The 20,612-nt window shown below is 43.0% G+C and carries 21 protein-coding genes and 1 pseudogene; 19 read left to right on the forward strand and 3 right to left on the reverse strand.

Annotation, left to right across the window (positions count from 1 at the left end; genetic code table 11):
- Positions 1 to 112: 112 nt before the first annotated feature.
- Positions 113 to 1,216 (reverse strand): response regulator, encoded by a 1,104-nt coding sequence (locus tag V7L05_RS19470; protein ID WP_335166377.1) that lies wholly within the window; start codon positions 1,214 to 1,216, stop codon positions 113 to 115.
- A gap of 697 nt (positions 1,217 to 1,913) precedes the next feature.
- Here V7L05_RS19470 and V7L05_RS19475 point away from each other — a divergent pair.
- The 15 genes from V7L05_RS19475 (at position 1,914) to psbV (ending at position 15,980) form a co-directional block, all read left to right on the forward strand.
- Positions 1,914 to 3,209, forward strand: a complete 1,296-nt coding sequence (locus V7L05_RS19475) for a photosystem II q(b) protein (RefSeq protein ID WP_335166379.1) — start codon at positions 1,914 to 1,916, stop codon at positions 3,207 to 3,209.
- Positions 3,210 to 3,391: 182 nt separating this feature from the next.
- Positions 3,392 to 4,483, forward strand: a complete 1,092-nt coding sequence (psbA, locus tag V7L05_RS19480) for a photosystem II q(b) protein (protein WP_335166380.1) — start codon at positions 3,392 to 3,394, stop codon at positions 4,481 to 4,483.
- 61 nt (positions 4,484 to 4,544) lie between these two features.
- Positions 4,545 to 5,021 carry an allophycocyanin subunit alpha-B gene (apcD, locus tag V7L05_RS19485; protein WP_335166381.1) on the forward strand — a complete coding sequence of 159 codons (477 nt, stop codon included), beginning with the start codon at positions 4,545 to 4,547 and terminating at the stop codon, positions 5,019 to 5,021.
- A 104-nt stretch (positions 5,022 to 5,125) separates the two neighbouring features.
- Positions 5,126 to 5,611, forward strand: coding sequence for an allophycocyanin subunit beta (locus tag V7L05_RS19490; protein WP_335166383.1), 486 nt, complete (start codon positions 5,126 to 5,128; stop codon positions 5,609 to 5,611).
- A gap of 185 nt (positions 5,612 to 5,796) precedes the next feature.
- Positions 5,797 to 6,276 (forward strand): allophycocyanin subunit alpha-B, encoded by a 480-nt coding sequence (gene apcD, locus V7L05_RS19495; RefSeq protein ID WP_335166385.1) that lies wholly within the window; start codon positions 5,797 to 5,799, stop codon positions 6,274 to 6,276.
- A 184-nt stretch (positions 6,277 to 6,460) separates the two neighbouring features.
- Positions 6,461 to 8,704 carry a phycobilisome rod-core linker polypeptide gene (locus V7L05_RS19500; RefSeq protein WP_335166386.1) on the forward strand — a complete coding sequence of 748 codons (2,244 nt, stop codon included), beginning with the start codon at positions 6,461 to 6,463 and terminating at the stop codon, positions 8,702 to 8,704.
- 91 nt (positions 8,705 to 8,795) lie between these two features.
- Positions 8,796 to 9,317 carry an allophycocyanin subunit alpha-B gene (apcD, locus tag V7L05_RS19505; RefSeq protein ID WP_334945871.1) on the forward strand — a complete coding sequence of 174 codons (522 nt, stop codon included), beginning with the start codon at positions 8,796 to 8,798 and terminating at the stop codon, positions 9,315 to 9,317.
- A gap of 75 nt (positions 9,318 to 9,392) precedes the next feature.
- A complete protein-coding gene (gene psbD / locus V7L05_RS19510) occupies positions 9,393 to 10,451 on the forward strand; it encodes a photosystem II D2 protein (photosystem q(a) protein) (protein ID WP_335166388.1) in 1,059 nt (352 codons plus the stop codon).
- A gap of 114 nt (positions 10,452 to 10,565) precedes the next feature.
- The gene (gene psbC, locus V7L05_RS19515) at positions 10,566 to 11,966 is read left to right on the forward strand and encodes a photosystem II reaction center protein CP43 (protein WP_335166390.1); all 1,401 of its coding nucleotides are present in this window, start codon (positions 10,566 to 10,568) and stop codon (positions 11,964 to 11,966) included.
- 36 nt (positions 11,967 to 12,002) lie between these two features.
- Complete coding sequence (locus tag V7L05_RS19520) at positions 12,003 to 12,203, forward strand: hypothetical protein (RefSeq protein WP_335166391.1); 201 nt, start codon at positions 12,003 to 12,005, stop codon at positions 12,201 to 12,203.
- A gap of 89 nt (positions 12,204 to 12,292) precedes the next feature.
- The gene (gene psbB, locus V7L05_RS19525; protein ID WP_335166393.1) at positions 12,293 to 13,879 is read left to right on the forward strand and encodes a photosystem II chlorophyll-binding protein CP47; all 1,587 of its coding nucleotides are present in this window, start codon (positions 12,293 to 12,295) and stop codon (positions 13,877 to 13,879) included.
- 84 nt (positions 13,880 to 13,963) lie between these two features.
- Positions 13,964 to 14,179 (forward strand): photosystem II reaction center phosphoprotein PsbH, encoded by a 216-nt coding sequence (gene psbH / locus V7L05_RS19530; RefSeq protein ID WP_335166395.1) that lies wholly within the window; start codon positions 13,964 to 13,966, stop codon positions 14,177 to 14,179.
- 345 nt (positions 14,180 to 14,524) lie between these two features.
- Complete coding sequence (locus V7L05_RS19535; protein ID WP_335166396.1) at positions 14,525 to 15,004, forward strand: Photosystem I reaction center subunit III; 480 nt, start codon at positions 14,525 to 14,527, stop codon at positions 15,002 to 15,004.
- Positions 15,005 to 15,109: 105 nt separating this feature from the next.
- The gene (locus V7L05_RS19540) at positions 15,110 to 15,256 is read left to right on the forward strand and encodes a photosystem I reaction center subunit IX (RefSeq protein ID WP_334690545.1); all 147 of its coding nucleotides are present in this window, start codon (positions 15,110 to 15,112) and stop codon (positions 15,254 to 15,256) included.
- A gap of 232 nt (positions 15,257 to 15,488) precedes the next feature.
- Entirely contained in the window at positions 15,489 to 15,980 is a 492-nt protein-coding gene (psbV, locus tag V7L05_RS19545) for a photosystem II cytochrome c-550 (protein ID WP_335166397.1), read from the forward strand.
- Positions 15,981 to 16,198: 218 nt separating this feature from the next.
- Here psbV and V7L05_RS19550 read toward each other — a convergent pair whose 3' ends face one another.
- On the reverse strand, positions 16,199 to 16,606 hold the full coding sequence (locus tag V7L05_RS19550; protein WP_292824730.1) for a universal stress protein: 408 nt from the start codon (positions 16,604 to 16,606) through the stop codon (positions 16,199 to 16,201).
- An 89-nt stretch (positions 16,607 to 16,695) separates the two neighbouring features.
- Between V7L05_RS19550 and V7L05_RS19555 the strand changes: the two genes are divergently transcribed.
- The 3 genes and pseudogenes from V7L05_RS19555 to V7L05_RS19565 form a co-directional block, all read left to right on the forward strand.
- The gene (locus tag V7L05_RS19555; RefSeq protein WP_335166399.1) at positions 16,696 to 17,898 is read left to right on the forward strand and encodes a phosphoglycerate kinase; all 1,203 of its coding nucleotides are present in this window, start codon (positions 16,696 to 16,698) and stop codon (positions 17,896 to 17,898) included.
- Between the two features lie 167 nt (positions 17,899 to 18,065).
- Entirely contained in the window at positions 18,066 to 18,506 is a 441-nt protein-coding gene (locus tag V7L05_RS19560; protein WP_335166401.1) for a hypothetical protein, read from the forward strand.
- Positions 18,507 to 18,958: 452 nt separating this feature from the next.
- Positions 18,959 to 19,042: pseudogene (locus tag V7L05_RS19565) on the forward strand (NUDIX hydrolase N-terminal domain-containing protein); the annotation flags it as partial.
- Positions 19,043 to 19,182: 140 nt separating this feature from the next.
- Here the strand turns inward: V7L05_RS19565 and V7L05_RS19570 are convergent.
- Complete coding sequence (locus V7L05_RS19570) at positions 19,183 to 19,791, reverse strand: site-2 protease family protein (RefSeq protein ID WP_335166403.1); 609 nt, start codon at positions 19,789 to 19,791, stop codon at positions 19,183 to 19,185.
- Positions 19,792 to 20,220: 429 nt separating this feature from the next.
- Between V7L05_RS19570 and V7L05_RS19575 the strand changes: the two genes are divergently transcribed.
- Entirely contained in the window at positions 20,221 to 20,496 is a 276-nt protein-coding gene (locus V7L05_RS19575) for a DUF485 domain-containing protein (protein ID WP_334885846.1), read from the forward strand.
- Positions 20,497 to 20,612: the final 116 nt, after the last annotated feature.

The raw sequence follows: 20,612 nt of genomic DNA on the forward strand, positions 1-20,612 counted from the left end.
ATTCTGGTTCCCCCCTTTTTAAGGGGGGCTAGGGGGGATCATTAAGCGCCTAAAATCACCGCCAAACACTTTTAAAACATCCTCTGACTCCTGAATTCTGAATTCTGCTGTATCAATTATTTTCATCGTCTACAACATAATGACAAAGTACTTTATCCAATTCTCTAAATGCAGGCTGCTCTAGTTCTCCAGAAAGAAGTTCTACTAAATGGCGAAGACGCAATGCCTCATTTTGGTCAAGAGTAATTTGGGATAGCAATATTTGCTCTATGTGTTTAGCCAGACGTGAACCTTCCGCAAAGCCAAAAATCCCCAAAGCTCCCCCTAACTTATGTGCTGCATGATATGCTTTTTGCCGTAATTCTTCAGAGAGATTGTTAGCTTGTAATTCGAGTGAGGCTTGTTGTAGAATTTCTAAGCGATCGCTACTGTGTACTTTCAACTTCTCCCACACAACTGCTAATGCTTCCCTAATCTGTGGCTTCCTCTTGCTTTGGCTTTTTTTTATTTGTCTTGAGGCTACAGAAGGTTTTTCTTCATCTGCAAATACTTTCAGACGATAACCCAAACCATAGACTGTTTCAATAAAATCAGTTGGTGCGCCAGCTTGCGTTAGTTTTTGCCGCAAACCCTTGATGTGAGATGTCACCGTATCTTCTTTAGGTGCTTCTTCTACAGACCAGAGGTGGTCTAAAATTTCACTGCGGCTGAAGACAATATGCTCGTTACGAAGAAAAAGCTCCAGTAAACGATACTCTTTAGGCGTTAAATTCAAACTATGAGAACCATAAGTCACTTCACAGCTACCAGGGTCAATACGCAGTTTTTCCCATTTCATCACTGACAAAATGGGTGAATTTCGTCGCCGCAATAAAACGCGAATTCGAGCTAATAATTCCGATAGTTCAAAAGGTTTAACAACATAATCATCTGCTCCGGCATCTAATCCCATCACTTTGTGAGTGCTAGAATTTTGGCCTGTCAGTAGCATTATAGGTGTTTGATAATTATGGGAACGTAACCTCTGACAAAATTTTATGCCGTCCAATTTGGGCAGAATGACATCTAGCAAAATTAAGTCATAGCTAAAAGCTTCTACTAGCTCCCAACCAAGCAGACCATCAGCAGCAATATCAACTACATAGTGTTGATTACCAAGGACACTTTCAAGTGTTTTGGTGATACACTCGTCATCTTCAACTAGTAAAATTCTCATTCAATATCACCCTACTGTACCTAAACACTAGGACTTCATCTACTACTAGCACAGCACGGCGCAAATAGAGCAATCATTGAAAATCAATGAAACCCTTAAGGTATATGAATTACGAATTACGTTAGTGAGTCTTGTCTACGACATGCTGTTCGCGTTCAAGCGTCATTACGAATTACGAATTCGGCCTTGCAGTACTAGCATCTGTGGTGAACAAGTTTATTTGAAAATCATTAGACCTCTTATAAAAGTCGAAAAACCGCCCGAAAGTTTATTTTCGGTAATAGCTCAAGTCGGTTTCAACCGACTTATGACAGTAGTTTTAGTCCGTTGAAACGGACTTTTGCTATTAGGCAGTGACTTAAGTCACTGGCGGTTCTGGCAGTTCAAGTATTTTTGCAATAGGTTTATTATTGACTGTTCTCTGATCCAAAACTTATACAGCTTCAAGCAAATTTACATTTCTTTACTTATTTTGATAATTTAAACGTGACTTATATATTCATTTTTTAATGCCTCTATCTATTTCTAGAGCCGTCATTGAAGAGGCCAGGGCTAGGTCTTTCCCCTCTGACCTTTCTGATGAATATTGTTAACTTATGTGAAGATATCAACTTCCTTCATTGGTTCTTCATGTTTTTTTATTATCTTCCTTGACATCGACCTTGAAGTAGTTTTTGTCTCAGAGGCTTTGGTTTGAGTGCAAAAGATTATTCTGTTGTCTCCGGTTTTAGAAACTGTGGCGATAGAGAATTTCTATTTAATTATGCAAGGATCTATTAAGATGGCGCCAAAGTCAGACAGCATAATTGCAACTTCGACTGTTAGCGTAAATGAGGTAGTGAGAGCGGCGGCTACCGCCGACGTTAACTGTCATGAGGCGCGGGTTACGCCTGCAAATCACAATCTTCAAACAATAGCAACAAACATCTTAGAAAGACGCGAGAAGATTAGTTTATGGGAAAAGTTTTGTTCATGGGTGACGAGTACTGAAAATCGGCTATATATTGGCTGGTTTGGCATACTGATGATTCCTACTATTTTAACGGCAGCCACCGTTTTCATCATTGCCTTTATTGCCGCTCCGCCCGTAGATATGGGCGGAATGGGTTCACCAATTTCCGGTTCTTTATTCGACGGCAATAATATCATTTCAGCCGCCGTAGTACCCACATCAGCTGCAATTGGTTTGCACTTTTACCCAATTTGGGAAGCTGCTTCTTTTGATGAGTGGCTTTACAGTGGCGGTCCTTATCAGATGATTGTGCTGCACTTTTTGATTAGCATCATCTGTTACCAAGATCGGGAATGGGAATTGAGCTATCGCTTAGGGATGCGTCCCTGGATTTCTCTCGCGTTCACTGCTCCCGTTGCTGCTGCCATCTCTGTATTCTTAATTTACCCAATTGGGCAAGGGAGTTTTTCTGCGGGAATGCCTTTAGGGATTTCCGGTACTTTTAACTTCATGTTGCAGTTTCAAGCAGATCACAATATTCTGATGAGTCCGTTACATCAGTTAGGGGTGATTGGGGTATTAGGTGGTGCAATGCTGAGTGCGATGCATGGTTCTTTAGTGACATCGACCTTGATTCGTACCAAAGAAAGCGACTCAGAATCGATTAATACCGGATACAAACTCGGTCAAAAACATCCAACCTACAACTTTGGGTCTGCTCAATTCTATCTGAGGCGGTTGGTATGGCGGCGTGCAAGTTTTCCTAACTCTCGCAAATTGCATTTTTTCCTAGCGGCTTTTCCAGTAGCAGGAATTTGGTCTGCGGCCTTAGGGGTTGATGTCGCTGCATTTAACTTTGAAAAACTCACATTTGATCAGCCAGAAATCAAAAGCCAAGGCCGAGTTATTAACACTTGGGCAGACACAATTGATTGGGCTGATTTGGGGATAAAAGTGGCAGGCGAAAGCGATCGCCGAGTTTATAACTTCTCTGAAGATTTAGCTACAGGGGAAGCCATCCCGTTGAGTTTTGAATTTTAAATTACTTGGGAACGTGCATTTCATAGCATTTTAGATTCCTCGTTCCCAGTGTCAGACTGTGAACGCATTCAGAGAGTTTCTACCTTCGGCGATCGCCAGTATGAGGCAGTAGCCCACCTGTAGGCATTCCCAGCCTGAGATTGGGAACGAGAAACAAGAAGTTTTTGAATTTGGAATTATTTATGACTACGATTTTGCAACGAGAGAGGCGCCGTTTCCCAACCTGGGAAAGGTTCTGTAATTGGGTTACTAGCACTGAAAATCGGCTATATATCGGCTGGTTTGGTGTCTTAATGATTCCCCTCTTGGGAGTTTCCTTCTGCGTCTTCACCATCGCCTTCATCGCCGCGCCGCCAGTTGACATTGACGGTATCCGCGAACCGGTAGCTGGTTCACTACTCTACGGTAACAACATCATTACCGGCGCCGTAGTTCCCATGTCCAACGCTATAGGCTTACATTTTTATCCCATCTGGGAAGCCTCTTCTATGGACGAATGGCTATACAACGGTGGCCCCTACCAGATGATTGCATTTCATTACATACCTGCCCTTAGTTGTTACATGGGGCGTGAATGGGAATTATCTTACCGTCTTGGTATGCGTCCTTGGATTTGCGTAGCCTACAGCGCACCGTTGGCAGCTACAACCTCCGTATTCTTGATTTATCCCATTGGACAAGGCAGTTTTTCTGATGGTCTGCCTATGGGTATCAGTGGTACTTTCAATTTCATGTTTGTGTTTCAAGCCGAACACAATATCTTGATGCATCCCTTCCATATGTTGGGAGTGGCTGGAGTACTTGGAGGTTCACTATTCTGTGCCATGCACGGTTCACTGGTAACATCTAGCTTGATACGTGAAACCACCGAATTAGAATCCCAGAACCTTGGTTATAAATTCGGTCAAGAAGGAGAGACTTACAACATTGTTGCGGCGCACGGCTACTTTGGTCGTTTGATTTTCCAGTACGCCAGCTTTAACAATAGCCGATCGCTCCATTTCTTCCTTGCAGCTTGGCCCGTAGTTTGCATTTGGGCTGTAGCTCTAGGTATCAGCACAATGGGATTTAACCTGAACGGATTTAACTTCAATAACTCAATTCTCGACTCTGAAGGTCATGTACTTCCATCTTGGGCTGATGTTTTGAATCGGGCAAACTTGGGCTTTGAAGTAATGCACGAGCGCAATGCTCATAACTTCCCATTGGATCTTGCTAGTGGCGAAGCATATTCTGTGCCAGTTGCACTTCAAGCGCCTGCAATTGCTGGTTAGGCAATTGTTCAGTGGAAAAACAGCTGACTACTAACTACTAACAAATAACCAAGAGTAAACAATGAGCATAGTTACAGAATTGATTTTGAATGCTGATAGTGAATCTCGCTATCCTGCTCCCAAAGAGCTAAGAGTTTTTCAAGAATTTTTGAAAAGTGGAGAGCAGCGAATTCGCATTGCCAAAATATTATCACAGAACGAACAACAAATTGTCCAAAATGGTAGCCAAAAATTTTGGGAACGGTGTCCTAACACTCCCAGTAATAGCGGCAATGAGCGCAAGACAGCTTCTTGTCAACGCGACCAGGGTTGGTATGTCCGCTTAGTTGCCTATTCTATCTTAGCAGGCAGTGAGAAACCCCTGGAAGAAATTGGCACGATTGGCATTAAGGAAATGTACAACAATTTAGAAATTCCTCTCAGAAATATCGTTGAGGCTATGCGCTGCGTTAAAGATGAAGCCATATCTTTGCTGAGTGAGGAAGATGCAGTCGAAGTCGGACCTTATTTTGACTACATCATTAGAGCGTTGTCATAGGAAAGTTAAGGATGAAGTATGAAGTTTAAAAAAGTAAGTTCTTACTTCATCTTTTCCTAACTGCTAATTACCAATATTTCGGAAATAAATTTAGGAGAAAAATAATGCAAGATGCAATTACTGCTTTGATTAATACCTCTGACGTTCAAGGCAAATACTTAGATAATAGTTCTTTAGACAAGCTGCAAAGTTATTTCCAGAGTGGTGAAGTCCGTGCTCGTGCAGCCACCACAGTTAGTGCCAATGCTAAAAATATTGTCACTAAAGCAGTTGCTAAATCTCTACTTTACACGGATATTACTGGCCCTGGTGGGAATATGTATACTTGCCGTCGTTATGCAGCTTGTATCCGGGATTTAGATTATTTTCTGCGCTACGCCACCTATGCCATGTTAGCTGGTGATCCATCAATTCTTGATGAGCGGATTCTAAATGGCTTGAGAGAAACTTACAACTCTTTGGGCGTTCCTGTTGGTGCAACTATCCGCTCGGTGCAAGCCCTGAAAGAAGTATCCACAAGCATCGTAGGTGCTGATGCGGGTAAAGAACTGGGTGTCTATTTCGACTACATTGCTTCTGGCTTGAGCTAAATAATTGGGGAGTGGGGAGTAGGGAGTAGGGAGTAGGGAGTAGGGAGTAGGGAATTAAGAGTTAGGAGTTAGGAATTGAAAGTCAATCCATCTCCCTCATCCTCCTCATCCCCCTCATCCCCCTCATCCTCCTCATCCTCCTCATTCCCCCATTCCCCACTCCCCACTCCCCACTCCCCACTCCTATGAGCATTATTACAAAATCAATTGCTAGCGCTGATCGGGAAGCTCGCTATCTCAATCCTGGTGAGTTAAACGCTATTCGCAACTTTTATGAAGGTGGATTTTCTCGGCTGCGTATTGCTGTAACTCTGACAGAAAATGAAGAAAAAATTGTCGAAAAGGCAAGTCTCAAGTTTTGGGAACGATGTCATGATACTCCCAGTAATAGTGGGAATAGAATTTATCGGTCTTCCTGTTTGCGTGACCAAGGTTGGTATATTCGTCTGATTACATATTCTATACTGCTGCAAGATATCGAGCCGCTCGCAGAAATTGGCACTATTGGGGTTCAGGAAATGTATAACTCTTTAGAAATTCCACTCCCCAATCTAGTGATAGCAATTCGTTGTCTGAAAGAAGTTTCTTTAGACCTTTTTAATTTAGAAGATGCTGCGGAGTTAGCACCTTACTTTGACTACTTAATTCAGGAGTTGACACCTTAAGGAAGAGTTAGGAGTTAGGAGTTAAGAATTTTGAATTAATACAGCAGATTTCAAGTTGATGAAGTACACAAGCTAAGTCTTAAAGCTAGGTATAAAGCCTGTTTTACTTCTGAATTCTGAATTCTGAATTCTGAATTATGCTGTAACTTCTAACTATTACCAATTACCAATTACCTTTTTAACAATGAATATAAAAGCAAGTGGTGGTAGCCCTGTTACTTACCCGCAAAGATATCAGACTTTACCTATTGCAGTAATTTCGCAATCTGAACAACAAGACCGCTATTTAAAGCAGACTGAAGTTGAGGAACTAGGAGCATTTTTTAGTTCTGGTAATCAGCGGTTAGAAATTCTGGAAACATTGACTCGTAATGCAGACGAAATTGTGTCTGCTGGAGCAAACCGGATTTTTTATGGTGGTTCGCCGATGGCTTATCTGGAAAAGCCTCAAGACCCTGTGGGATTACCTGGTTCTGGTTATTATGTGGCTGAGGATTACCTGACGGCGGCGAGGAGAAGTGGTGTTACTTCTAGTAAGGAACGCCTCAACTTAACAGACAATCTAAACTTTTTTAATCCTTTGAGCGGTTGGTTGGAACGAGCGCGGACTCTTTTGACTGATAGAGAACCACTTCCTGGGGGTTTCCGCTTTATCAATATCTCTCGCTATGGGGCAACGAGAATGAAAAGATCCATGCGAGATTTAGCATGGTTCTTACGTTATATCACTTTTGCCATAGTTGCAGGAGATGACAGTATTCTGACAGCTAATGTTCGGGGATTACGCGGTGTCATTCCAGAAGATGTAACGGATGCTACTGTGGTTGCTCTCAAGGAAATGCAACGCCAATCCCTTACTTACTTCCCAGAAAATGCTGAGGCGGGGGAACTGATAAAGCAATCTTTTCAGACATTGATAACTGAATATTTAGCAGAAAAACCCTCAGTAAAACTCAGGGTTGGGGTTTCTAACGAACAGCAAGGTTTAGTATTACCTCAAAGTTATGCGATCGCGGCAGAACATCGACTAAAATTTGTGATCAAGTCGGTGCTATCAGAAACGGAAAAGCAAGCGGCAATTCAAGCTGCTTATCGTCAAGTCTTTGAGCGCGATATCACCGCAACTTATGATTTTCCCGCTAGTGAATTGGAATCTCAGGTTAAAGGCGGTCAAATCTCGACGAAAGAGTTTATCCGCCGCTTGGGTAAATCCCGCCTCTACCGCCGCTTATTCTATGAACCGTTTACTATTAGTCGCGTTATCGAATTGGCGATGCGTCACTTTTTAGGACGGGGGTTGAGTTCTCTGGCGGAGTTTCAAGAATACTTTGCCATTATTACCAAAGGTGGTCTGCATAAGCTGATAGATGCGTTGGTAGATTCCCAAGAATACGCTGATTATTTCACAGAAGAAACTGTACCATACCTGCGCGGCTTAGGTCAGGAAGCTCAAGAATGCCGCAATTGGGGACCGCAACTGGAATTGTTAAAGTACAGCGCTTCTGTTCGCAAAGTTCCTCAGTTTCTCACCCTTTTTGGGAAGTATCAGAAACCTTTACCCAATCAGCATCCCTATGGTTCTGGTAATGACCCGCTAGAAATTCAGTTCGGTGCGATCTTTCCTGTGGAGACTTTGCCTGCAACGACTCTACACAATTCTGCACCCTTTGGGAAAGATAATCGTCGCATCCTGATTAGTTCTGAAGGCTTTGGACAAGTTCCAGGCTCTTTGGGAAGGGTGATGAAGCTAGTACAGACAAATCACCGGAATGGTCATGAAACAAACGGTTCTAGCCCAAAATTGCCCACCGGACTTAGTATCAGCCTGACGGAAAATTCATCATCAGCAGTGATTCAGGCAGCTTATCGACAGATATTTGGGCGCGATGTTTTTGAAGGTCAGCGTTTAACATCTGTTGTGGAGTCAGAGTTATTATCTGGCGAAATTACGATGCGGGAGTTTATTCGTCAGTTAGCTAAGTCGAAATTATTCCGCAAAACCTATTGGGAACCTTTGTATGTAACTAAAGCGATTGAATACATCCATCGGCGGTTGTTGGGTCGTCCTACTTACGGACGTGAGGAAATGAATCGCTATTACGATATCTGTGCAAATCAGGGCTTCTACGCTTTGATTGACAAAATAATCGACAGTGCAGAATACATTGAAGTTTTTGGTGAAGATACGGTTCCCTATGAGCGGTATGTAACACCAAGGGGTTTGGCGATGCGACAGTCATCAGCTTCTCATGCTCTCAATATGTCAGAAAAATCGCTGCTTTCATCGCAATCGCAACTGGATCGATTTGTTCCTAACAACCGCAACGGCAAAGTACAACTTTTGCTAGAGTCCGCGAATGGACATGAGTTAAATGTCGAAATGTCAGCAGAACTGAGTTATGCAGAACCAGAGGTGAGCGATTTGTGAAAGGGGATGAGGGGGATGAAGAAAGTGTTTTCCCAATGCCCAATGCCCAAATCCAAAATCCAAAATCTAAAATCTAAAATCCAAAATTGCTATGAGTTTAGTCAAGCAGGTGATTCTGAACGCTGATGAAGAATTGCGTTATCCTACCCCGGCAGAAATTCGGATGATTCAGAATTTTTGCGATTCGGGGGAACAACGGATTCGCATTGCTACAACTTTGGCAAAGAACCAAAGTCGATTGGTAGAACGAGCTAGTGATAAGTTCTGGAAGGTGTGTCCGGTGACACCCAGTAATAGTGGCAATATGAGGAAGACTGCTTCCTGTCAACGCGACCAAGGTTGGTATATCCGTTTAGTTGCTTACTGTATTTTGGCGGGGAATGAGCAACCTTTGGAAGATATTGGCACCATTGGAATGAAGGAAATGTATCAATCTTTGGGAATTCCGATTTTCAATTGGGTGGAGGCGGTGCGCTGTATCAAAGAAGCAGCACGGGAACTCTTGGGGGATGAGGATGCTGCGATCGCCACTCCTTATTTCGATCATATCATTCAAACTCTCGCCTCTCCGGGCCCTCCTTATTTTCAGAATAATGGTCGGACGGATTGGTAAATTGTCATTGATCATTGGTCATTAGTCATTAGTCATTGGTCATTGGTCATTAGTTATTTACAAAGGACAAATTATATGACTATAGCTCTCCGACGCGGTTACGCAGGCTGGGGATGGTTTACTGTCCTTGATGACTGGCTGAAACGCGATCGCTTTGTATTTATCGGTTGGTCTGGTTTATTACTCTTCCCTTGCTCCTATATGGCATTGGGGGGATGGTTTACTGGCACAACGTTTGTTACTTCCTGGTACACTCACGGCATAGTTAGCTCTTACTTGGAAGGTTGCAATTTCCTAACTGCTGCGGTTTCCACTCCTGCAAATAGTATGGGTCACTCCCTACTTTTCCTGTGGGGGCCGGAAGCTCAGGGAGATTTAAGGCGGTGGTTTCTAATTGGCGGTTTGTGGAATTTCGTCGCCTTTCATGGTGTCCTTGCTTTAATGGGTTTCATGTTGCGGCAAATGGAAATTGCGCGAACTGTGGGCATTCGTCCCTATAATGCGATCGCTTTTTCTGCACCGATTGCCGTTTTTGTTTCTGTATTCTTGATGTACCCTTTGGGTCAATCTAGCTGGTTTTTTGCTCCCAGCTTCGGGGTAGCTGCAATTTTCCGTTTTTTATTATTCTTTCAAGCTTTCCATAACTACACCCTCAACCCTTTCCACATGATGGGTGTGGGAGGTGTCTTAGGCGGAGCATTGTTGTGTGCAATACACGGTGCCACGGTGGAAAATACTTTGTTTAAAGACACCACAGGTTTTAATACTTTTAGTGGCTTTAGCCCCACCCAATCTGAAGAAACTTACTCAATGGTGACAGCAAACCGCTACTGGTCGCAGATTTTTGGGATTGCCTTTTCTAACAAGCGGTGGCTGCACTTCTTCATGTTATTTGTGCCGGTAACTGGTTTGTGGATGAGTGCGATCGGTATGGTGGGTTTGGCGTTTAATTTGCGGGCATACGACTTTGTTAGCCAAGAGATACGAGCAGCAGAAGACCCAGAATTTGAAACGTTTTATACCAAAAACATTCTCTTGAATGAAGGGGCTAGAGCCTGGATGGCGCAAGGAGACCAACCCCACGAACACTTCCAGTTTCCAGAAGAAGTATTACCTCGTGGAAATGCACTTTAGTCATTGGTCATTGGTTATTAGTCATTAGTTATTGACAAATGACGAAGAGAGAAGTCTGAGCGCCGACTTCCGGCGCTCATAACTAAAGGGACAAAAGTCAAAGGACAAATAAAAATGGAAACCTCTTTAGGTCGTTCTTCAACTAAACCGAAAATCAGTGCCCCAGCAGCAGAAGGTCGTGACCAAGCATCTACCGGATATGCTTGGTGGGCTGGTAATGCCCGTTTTATTAACTTGTCTGGTAAGTTTTTAGGCGCACACGTCGCCCATGCAGGCATAGTGGCTTTTTGGGCGGGAGCAATGTTGTTGTTTGAAGTCTCTCACTATGTCCCAGACAAGCCGATGTATGACCAGGGCTTAATTTTGATGCCGCACATCGCGACATTGGGTATTGGTGTGGGACAGGGGGGAGTAATTACAAGTGTCTTCCCATTTTTTGCGATCGCTGTGACGCATTTGATTGGCTCTGCCGTTTTAGGTATTGGTGGTCTATATCATGCACTCAGAGGCCCCGAAAAGCTAGCTGGCTTTTTTGATTTCGATTGGAGTGATAAGGACAAAGTTACTAGTATCCTGGGCTATCACCTAATCGCCTTGGGTGTGGCAGCGTTCTTACTTGTCGGCAAAGCCACGCTTTGGGGCGGCATATACGACACTTGGGCACCGGGCGGCGGTGATGTGCGCCTTGTTACCCAGCCCACGCTCGACCCCCGCATCATCTTTGGTTATCTGTTAAAAGGAATTACAGGTGGTGCAGGTAATATTGCTGGCGTTAATAACCTAGAGGATTTGGTCGGCGGTCATATTTGGATGGGTAGCCTTCTAATTTTGGGTGGTATTTGGCATATTATCACCAAGCCCTTTAAATGGACTCACGGTATTTTTACCTGGTCGGGTGAAGCTTACCTTTCACAAAGCTTAGGTAACGTTGCTGGGCAAGCTTTAATTGCATCCATGTTTATTTGGTTTAATAACACTGCCTATCCCAGTGAATTCTACGGCCCTTCAGGCCCAGAAGCATCGCAAGCCCAAGCCTTGACCTTCTTAGTGCGTGACCAAAAATTGGGGGCGAACGTCGCTTCGGCTCAAGGCCCCACAGGCTTAGGTAAATATTTAATGCGATCGCCTACAGGAGAAATCATCTTCGGTGGTGAAACAATGCGCTTCTGGGATACTAGGGCGCCTTGGCTAGAACCATTGCGCGGTGTCAACGGACTAGACATCGATAAGATTCAGCATGACATTCAACCCTGGCAAATTCGCCGCGCAGCAGAGTACATGACTCATGCACCTTTAGGTTCTCTGAACTCAGTAGGTGGTGTATCGACCGAAATAAATGCTTTTAACTTCGTATCACCACGTACCTGGCTAGCTTCTGCACACTTTATCTTTGCTTTCCTGTTCTTAGTTGGTCATCTTTGGCACGCTGGACGCGCCCGCGCCGCCGCCGCCGGTTTTGAAAGAGGTTTGGAGCGTGAAGACGAGCCAGTTAGGTCTATGAATCCACTGGATTAGGTATTTGGGACTGGGGAGCAGAGGGAGATGAGGGAGATGAGAGAGACAAGGAGAATACCCAATGCCCAATGCCCAATGCCCAATACCCAATGCCCCATGCCCAAATTAGATTTTCAGAAAATTATTGCTCCCATAGTTGGGAATATTGCGATCGCCTTTTTTTCTGTGCTTGTAATGTTGTTGAAAACCTTTTTTCCCAAATCCATATCAGGCACATACCTGCAACTGTTTTTCTAAAAGTTAAGAGCCATGAATTCAAAACTCCTAACTCTTGTACAGACGCGATTAATCGCGTCTCTCCTAACTTTTTACAAGGAGCATAACAAATGGGATTACCTTGGTATCGCGTCCATACAGTGGTCTTGAATGACCCAGGACGATTGCTAGCAGTACACTTAATGCACAATGCCCTTTGTGCGGGCTTTGCCGGTTCCATGCTTTTGTATGAACTGGCTCTATACGACCCCAGCGATCCAGTACTCAATCCCATGTGGCGACAGGGGTGTTTTTTAATGCCTTTTGTGGCGCGTTTGGGGGTGACAAATTCCTGGCAAGGCTGGAGCATTACAGGTGAAAACTTTGTCGATCCGGGTTTTTGGACATTTGAAACTGTAGCGATCGCTCACATCGTATTTTCCGGTTTGGAATTCCTAGCTGCTTGCTGGCACTGGGTATACTGGGATGTCGCCACATTCTTTGACCCCGAAACCGATAAACCAGTTTTAGATTTGCCTAAGATTTTTGGTATTCATCTATTATTAGCTGGTTTACTCTGCTTTGGTTTTGGTGCTTTCCATCTAACCGGCATTTTTGGGCCGGGTATGTGGGTTTCCGACCCCTACGGTTTAACAGGGCATATGCAACCTGTCGCCCCGGTGTGGGGGCCAGAGGGCTTTAATCCTTTTAATCCGGGTGGGGTTGTCGCTCACCACATTGCCGCAGGGGTTGTAGGCATTATCGGTGCGCTGTTCCATTTAGCTGTTCGACCGCCGGAGGTGCTATATCGGGCACTACGGATGGGAAATATTGAAACGGCTCTCGCCAGTGGGCTGGCAACTTTCTTTTTCGCAGCTTTTGTAGCTACTGGTACTATGTGGTACGGCAGTGCTACCACACCTATAGAATTGTGGGGACCAACTCGCTACCAGTGGGATCAAGACTACTTTAAACAAGAGATTGACAGGCGGGTTCAAGTTGGCTTGAATGAAGGTAAAACTCCTTCAGAAGCTTGGTCAGCCATTCCCACAAAGCTGGCTTTCTACGATTACATTGGCAATAATCCTGCCAAAGGCGGTCTGTTCCGAGTTGGTCGAATGGTGGATGGCGATGGGTTAGCTATAGATTGGCTCGGTCATCCAGTATTTAAAGACAGTGAAAGTCGGGAATTAACGGTACGAAGAATGCCGGCTTTCTTTGAAAATTTCCCTGTCGTCTTAACAGATAAAGATGATATTGTCCGTGCCGATATTCCCTTCCGGCGAGCAGAATCAAAATTTAGCTTCGAGCAATCTGGGGTTTCAGTCAGCTTTTTGGGTGGGAGACTGGATGGTCAAACCTTTACAGATCCCTTCAATGTCAAGCAATATGCCCGCAAAGCTCAACTCGGTGAAGTTTTTGAATTTGACCGCCAGAGATACAACTCTGATGGAGTTTTCCGGACGAGTAACCGGGGCTTCTTTGCCTTTTTCCATGCTTGTTTTGCCCTAGTGTGGTTTTTCGGACACATTTGGCATGGTTCTCGCACCATATACCGGGATGTCTTTGCTGGAATTGACGCAGACTTGGAAGAACAAGTCGAGTTTGGTGTCTTCCAGAAGGTAGGAGATTTAAGCACACGCAAGAAGGAGAAGGCTAAAGAGAAGGCTTTAGCTTCAACTTCAACTTCAACTTCAACTCAGGAACCATCTGTTTAAGAACTTCCAAATAAAACAGTTGACTGTTGACTGCTGACAGTTAACAGTCAACTTCATACTTCATCCTTTAAAGCAATCCATGCCATGCAACAACAAAAGTTTAAATCCAAAAAAATCGCACCTTTGCAATACTTTCTCAGAAACTTAAATACTGAAGCAGGTAAAGTTGCTCCTGGCTGGGGAACCACACCATTCATGGCTGTTTTAATGCTATTGTTTTTCGTTTTCTTGTTAATCATTCTCCAGATTTCCAATTCTTCAATCTTGCTTGAGGGAATCAATATAGGCTGGTCGAACTGAAGGATGAAGTATGAATTATGAAATTATGCTCAAAGATTTTTCACGCTAATGATGGGCGTTAGCGTGGCGGCACGTAGTCCGCCATGTACCGAGTTCTTACTTCATCATTCATCCTTTACGCTTCATACTTTATTTATCGAATTCAGCTAACCATTAACAATAGTGAGGTATTTTCATGCAACATATCTTTCTTGCCTATGGCGAGGGACAATTCGCTTCAACGGGAACGGGAGTGTTTTTTGGTTTATTAGTAGCTGTATCATTTTGCGTGCTTTTGATCACATATGCAGCAAATACCTATCCGGCAAATCGTAATTAATATCATCTCTAGGAGCAAACAAAATTATGAAACGAATATTTACTTTGGTTTTGGTAATTATTCTCTGGCTTGGTATTATCACCTCAGCTTTAGCGGAGAATACTACATTAGTTCCTTGTGCCGAATCATCTGCATTTGTAGAACGAGTGCAAAATGCCCCTGATAGTTATTACACGACAAAGCCATTAAAGGCTTATTCTCAGTTACTTTGTGGCGATGATGGTTTACCTCATTTAGTTCTTGACCGCCTCAGCCTTGCCTTAGACGTGCTGATTCCCATAGTGATATTTCTCTACATTGCCGGTTGGATTGGCTGGACTGGTCGTTCCTATTTGCGGGCAATTCAAAAACTTGGTTCCCCAGAAGAAAAAGAACTATTTATCGATCTGCCACTGTTCGTCAAATGTATGATATTGGCTTTTGTTTGGCCGGCATCAGCAGTTCAAGCATTTCTCAGTGGTGAATTAGTTGCCAAAGATGAAGAAATTCCGATTTCAATTCGCTAAAGGCTATTGACAGTTGATGGTCACTGATTAACTATCAACTGTCAATAAACCCAATAAAGAATGACATCTTGTAAATGCAAATTTAGTTGATTTGGGAGAAAAATCATGGAGTCACGTTATTTTTTGAAATTTTTCACAATGGTTCCTGTAGTTGCTGTCTTAGCAGCAATTATTATATCAGTGATTTTCATTGAATTGAATTACATTTTTCCTGGGTTACAATATGGAACTTTTTTCCATCCTCTACCGTAACTCTGTTGAGTTTTGCTAATAATTTTTACCCCATTATTAGGGAATAGCAAAAAAGAAATTATCCATTAATTGTAGGGGACGTTAGATCAACATGATGCTGTACTCTTGACGCTAACACACCCTACAAAATTGGATATTTTTTTAATTGGAAGTCCCTTAAACAATTGGGACGGATGGAGATTGAATATTGCTTTCTTAGCTGTGTTGAGGATCAAAATATTTAAGGGGAAACATGATTAAAAGAATAATTGGCGTTGTCTTAGCTACTGTTTTGCTGACGTTCCAGTTTATTGTCGATAGCGCGACGGCAGTGGAGTTGGATGCCGCAGTCCGAACAGTGCCATTAAATAATCAGGGTGATACCGTTGTACTCAACCTGAAACAAATCAAAGAAGGTAAACGTTTATTTAATTACGCTTGTGCCCAATGTCATGCTGGGGGAGTTACCAAGACAAACCAGAACGTGGGACTCGAATCAGAATCTCTGGCACTGGCAACACCAAACCGTAATAACATTCAAGGATTGGTGGAATACATGAAAAATCCCACTACTTACGATGGGGAAGAGGAGATTTCAGAAATACATCCCAGTATTAAAAGCGCAGATGTTTTCACAGAAATGAGAAATCTGACGGATGATGACTTGGTAGCTGTTGCTGGTCATATTCTCTTGCAACCGAAAGTTGTTGGGGATAAATGGGGAGGAGGTAAAATTTATTATTAATGCGACGAGAAAAGCGCCATTGTAAACGCGAGTGCTTCTCGGAGAGAGGAACGAAGCAATCCCAGCCTATGCCCCATTCCCCATGCCCAAAAACTCCATCCCTTGAGTGGGTGGAGTTTTTTATTACTAGAATTCACCTAAAAACTGGGATGCACCCGCTAATGACTTGATTGCTGAAATCAATCTAAAATCCAAAATCCAAAATTGTTTGACTACAGCTAAGGCACAATCAGCACTGGGCAAGGGGAAAGGTTAATCACGCGAGTGGTAACACTATCACTTACTCCCTCTTCAGTCAAGCCTAGCCCCCGACAGCCCATAATAATTAAATCTGCCCCGATTTCATCAGCGACATCGCAGATCGTAAAAGCTGGTTTGCCTTGCCTTTCCAGGGTTTCGGATTTAATTCCTTGCCCAGAAAATAAAGATTGGGCATTTTCCAGCAGTTTGGCAACTACCTCTGGTGACACCATCGGATCTGCACTAGGCGCGTCTTTTGGTGGTTCTTCTACCACAGACAGCAGCACCAAGCGACTGCTGTACTTTTTGACTACGTTGGTAACAACGTCAGCAGCTTCCCGCGTTTCCCGGCTTTGATCAATAGGAAATAGTACTGTCTTAAATATATCTGTCACTTGGGTACCCCTGACTCCGGTAAAATCTTGATGGTTCTACTTTCAAAACAATAACAAAAAGGCAATTAGGAGAGTTTGGTGTGTCCAAAAAAAGTTTAGCAAGTTTATCTTCGGCTGATATCTCTGGGAAACGTGCCTTGGTGCGGGTTGACTTTAATGTGCCTGTGGACGATCAAGGCAACATTACCGACGATACTCGGATTCGCGCAGCTTTACCAACCATCAGAGATTTGACGCAGAAGGGTGCTAAGGTCATTCTAGCAAGCCATTTTGGGCGTCCCAAGGGTGTGGATGACAAATTACGCCTAACTCCCGTTGCCAAGCGTCTGTCGGAGTTACTGGGGCAAGAAGTCATAAAAACTGATGACTCCATTGGTGATGAAGTTGCAGCTAAAGTTGGCGCGTTGCAAAATGGCCAAGTGCTGTTACTGGAAAATGTTCGTTTTTACAAAGAAGAGGAGAAAAACGACCCAGAATTTGCGAAAAAATTGGCAGCTAATGCTGATTTTTATGTAAATGATGCTTTTGGTACTGCACACCGCGCCCATGCTTCTACTGAAGGTGTGACTAAATTCCTCAGTCCTTCTGTGGCTGGATATTTGGTTGAGAAGGAATTGCAATATCTGCAAAACGCCATTGAAAATCCCCAACGTCCTTTGGCGGCAATTATTGGCGGTTCTAAGGTTTCCAGTAAAATTGGTGTGATTGAAACGTTGCTGGAGAAGTGCGACAAGCTGATCATCGGCGGTGGAATGATTTTCACCTTCTACAAAGCCCGTGGTTTGAATGTTGGTAAGTCGTTGGTGGAAGAAGACAAGCTGGAACTGGCGAAGTCTTTGGAAGCTAAAGCTAAAGAGCGTGGTGTTGCTTTATTGCTTCCCACAGATGTGGTAGTAGCAGATAACTTTGCCCCTGATGCCAATTCTCAAACCGTTAGCATTGAGAATATCCCAGATGGTTGGATGGGTTTGGATATTGGCCCAGACTCGGTGAAAGTTTTCCAAGACGCGCTTGCAGATACCAAAACGGTAATTTGGAACGGGCCGATGGGTGTGTTTGAGTTTGATAAGTTTGCGGTAGGTACGGAAGCGATCGCTCATACCCTCGCTGAAATTAGCAAAACTGGCACAACTACCATTATCGGCGGTGGTGACTCAGTAGCGGCTGTGGAAAAGGTTGGTTTAGCTGACCAAATGAGCCACATCTCCACCGGCGGCGGCGCTAGCTTGGAGTTACTTGAAGGCAAGGTATTACCTGGAATTGCAGCTTTAGATGATGCATAAGAAAGTTAGCTCTTAAACTACTGAAAAAATCTGATAGTTTTTGACAATTGTAGTAAGGGTGCGGTATAGCGTACCCTTACTGTATTTATTAGCAAGGCTAAGTAATTTTCTATAGGCATCTCTACAAGATATTTGCATAATAGATAAGAACATTTCAACGCCAAAAAATGACACCTAATTACTTAGAACACTTAACCAGGCATATAGACCAAATAAAAGAAGATGTTGCCGAAGATTTCCTCGCACTTGAGTTTATAGATGGGCGTCATCCAAAAGACCAAATAGATTTCATTGATGAAATAGAAGTTGAGGTAGAGTCAGTAGAAATCCGTAATATGTCACTATTACGCCAAGAAGACAACACAATAACCTTTAAGATGGATGCCATAGTTGTATTTCACCCTGATGGGCATACTCCAAACGAAGACATTGGTTTCTATGATTCTGAGCAAGGCGAATACAAGACCATAGAGCGAACTACTATCTCTGGGAAATCACAAAGTTGCACTATTCCCGTAGAAGTTGCTATTAATCTAATCAATGACGATGGGGACACTGAAATAGAGTATGTTCACTTAGAAAAACAGACCATTGGGGTGAGATGGTAGGCGATCACGCTCTTTTACCGTGACAACCAAGCTACATAGTTTCAGTAGACCGAAAAGTTTTCCAAAAGCCTTACCAGTCCTTCATTTCCACTTGGGAAGACAAGAAGCTGAAATCAGCTTGTAATCTGCGCTTCAACCACTTTTTTAGGGTAGACTTTTTGGCGATCACTTGTGGTCATGATGGTAAGTCACCTGGGTGGACTACTGGCAAGCCACGACCGCGTATAATTCGTTACCCAACAGTTAAAAAGGCTACTATCAACCACAAAAAGCAACCAGCAAAGTCGGCTTGATATTTTCGTTTTTATATTTTTAGGTGTGTAATTTGTTAACTCAGTACTACTGGGCCACTTTGTCATGATTTAGTCTAAACTCCAGTGAGAAGCATCGTCAAATAAAATTTATTAATCAGATACTTGCTTGCACTAATTTACACAAACTTGGAAAAAACTATGGAAACGAAATGGCTGGAATGGGCACAAAAGTTACAAGCGATCGCTCAAAATGGTCTAACCTATTCTGAGGGTGTTTTTGACACGCTATAAACAATTCGCCATTGACTCTCCAGATAGCACAAGTACAGCAGCAATGCTCAAGGCAATGCTAGTAGCAGCAACTATAAGTTTTTGTTTGATTTTCATTCAAATTTTTTTTGTCTTTGCCTAAAAGTTGCTGTTTATATCCCCAATCCTGACCGGATAAATAAATCAGCAATCCTACTAATTCCTATCCCAAAACCCGGAATTATAAATAGAAGCATCATGGCAAAGAGTCCGAATTGGGTATATTGCAGTGGCTTTAGTTGAGGAAAAATCTCACTGAAAACATGAAAGCCATCAAGTGGTGGAATTGGCAGCAAATTAAACAGAAACAACGTCAAATTAATCCGAGCCGCTAGGTAAAGAAATTCGACACTGAAGACTTCTGAAAGACTAGGTTTAAAGAAAAGTTTGAGTAGGACAATAAATAGAATGCCTAAAGCCAGATTCGACAATGGCCCTGCTGCTGATACCAAAATATTGCCTAGCTTGCCAGAGCGAAATTTAGATGGGTTGACGGGCATTTGTCCCCAAGCTATACCCATGAGACAGAGAAATATCAGGGATTCTTTACCCATGTGAACTACAGGATTAAGTGTCAGATGACCAGTTTGTTGTGGAGTGTTATCTCCCTGACTCATCGCAGCCCAGCCGTGAGCAAGTTCATGCAAAGTGATGGAAAATATGACAATTATAACGATTCTGAAAAAATGAATCGGCTCTGTGATGAGTGTTTGGATAAACATACTTTACTAAATTTTGGTAATGCCCTATCTGTATAATATTAAGTTCTTGATACAAATATTACTAGAACATTTACTTAATGCGCTACGGTAATTTTTGGTATATTTTGTAAATAAAAATCTGCTACTTTTATTAATTAATCTCAGTTAATTTGGTAGCTTAAAAAGATTTCATAACACTTTAAGGATTTTAAAACCTTGTAGTAAGTACGTATTTATTTTTATTTTTAGTATATAAAAATTAAATAATCTTAGATAAGAGTTGAATTTTTTAGTATAATAAAGCACATTAAATTTTAAGAAAATCACAAATAGCTAGTTAATTTTATTACCTGAAATAGCAATAGATTTACTAATAATCTTTAAGAAAATTACGCATAAATCAACTTCAATGAGACAATCTGACCTAATCTTCTCAACCTAAAGGAAGACATGAGCGATCGCACAAAGGCTCTCCAGGCTCTCGCGGCTGAACGTTGGCGGGTATCCCTGATTCTCACTGGAGCCATGATGTTTATTTACTTTGGCTTTATCCTATTAATCGCGTTCAATAAGCCCCTGCTGGGGTCATTAGTAGTTCCTGGCCTCAGCCTGGGAATTTTACTAGGGGCGCTGGTAATTGTCTCAGCATGGGTATTAATTTTTATCTACGTGCGTTGGGCAAATAGTAGTTACGACGACCAAATCGCAAGGTTGACACGCAAGTGAAGAGTGGGCATGGGGCATGGGGATGAGGGAGATGAGGGAGATGAGGGAGATGAGGGAGATGAGGGAGATGAGGGAGATGAGGGAGATGAGGGAGATGAGGGAGATGAGGGAGATGA

This window comes from Nostoc sp. (assembly GCF_036917755.1).
Lineage (GTDB): Bacteria > Cyanobacteriota > Cyanobacteriia > Cyanobacteriales > Nostocaceae > Nostoc.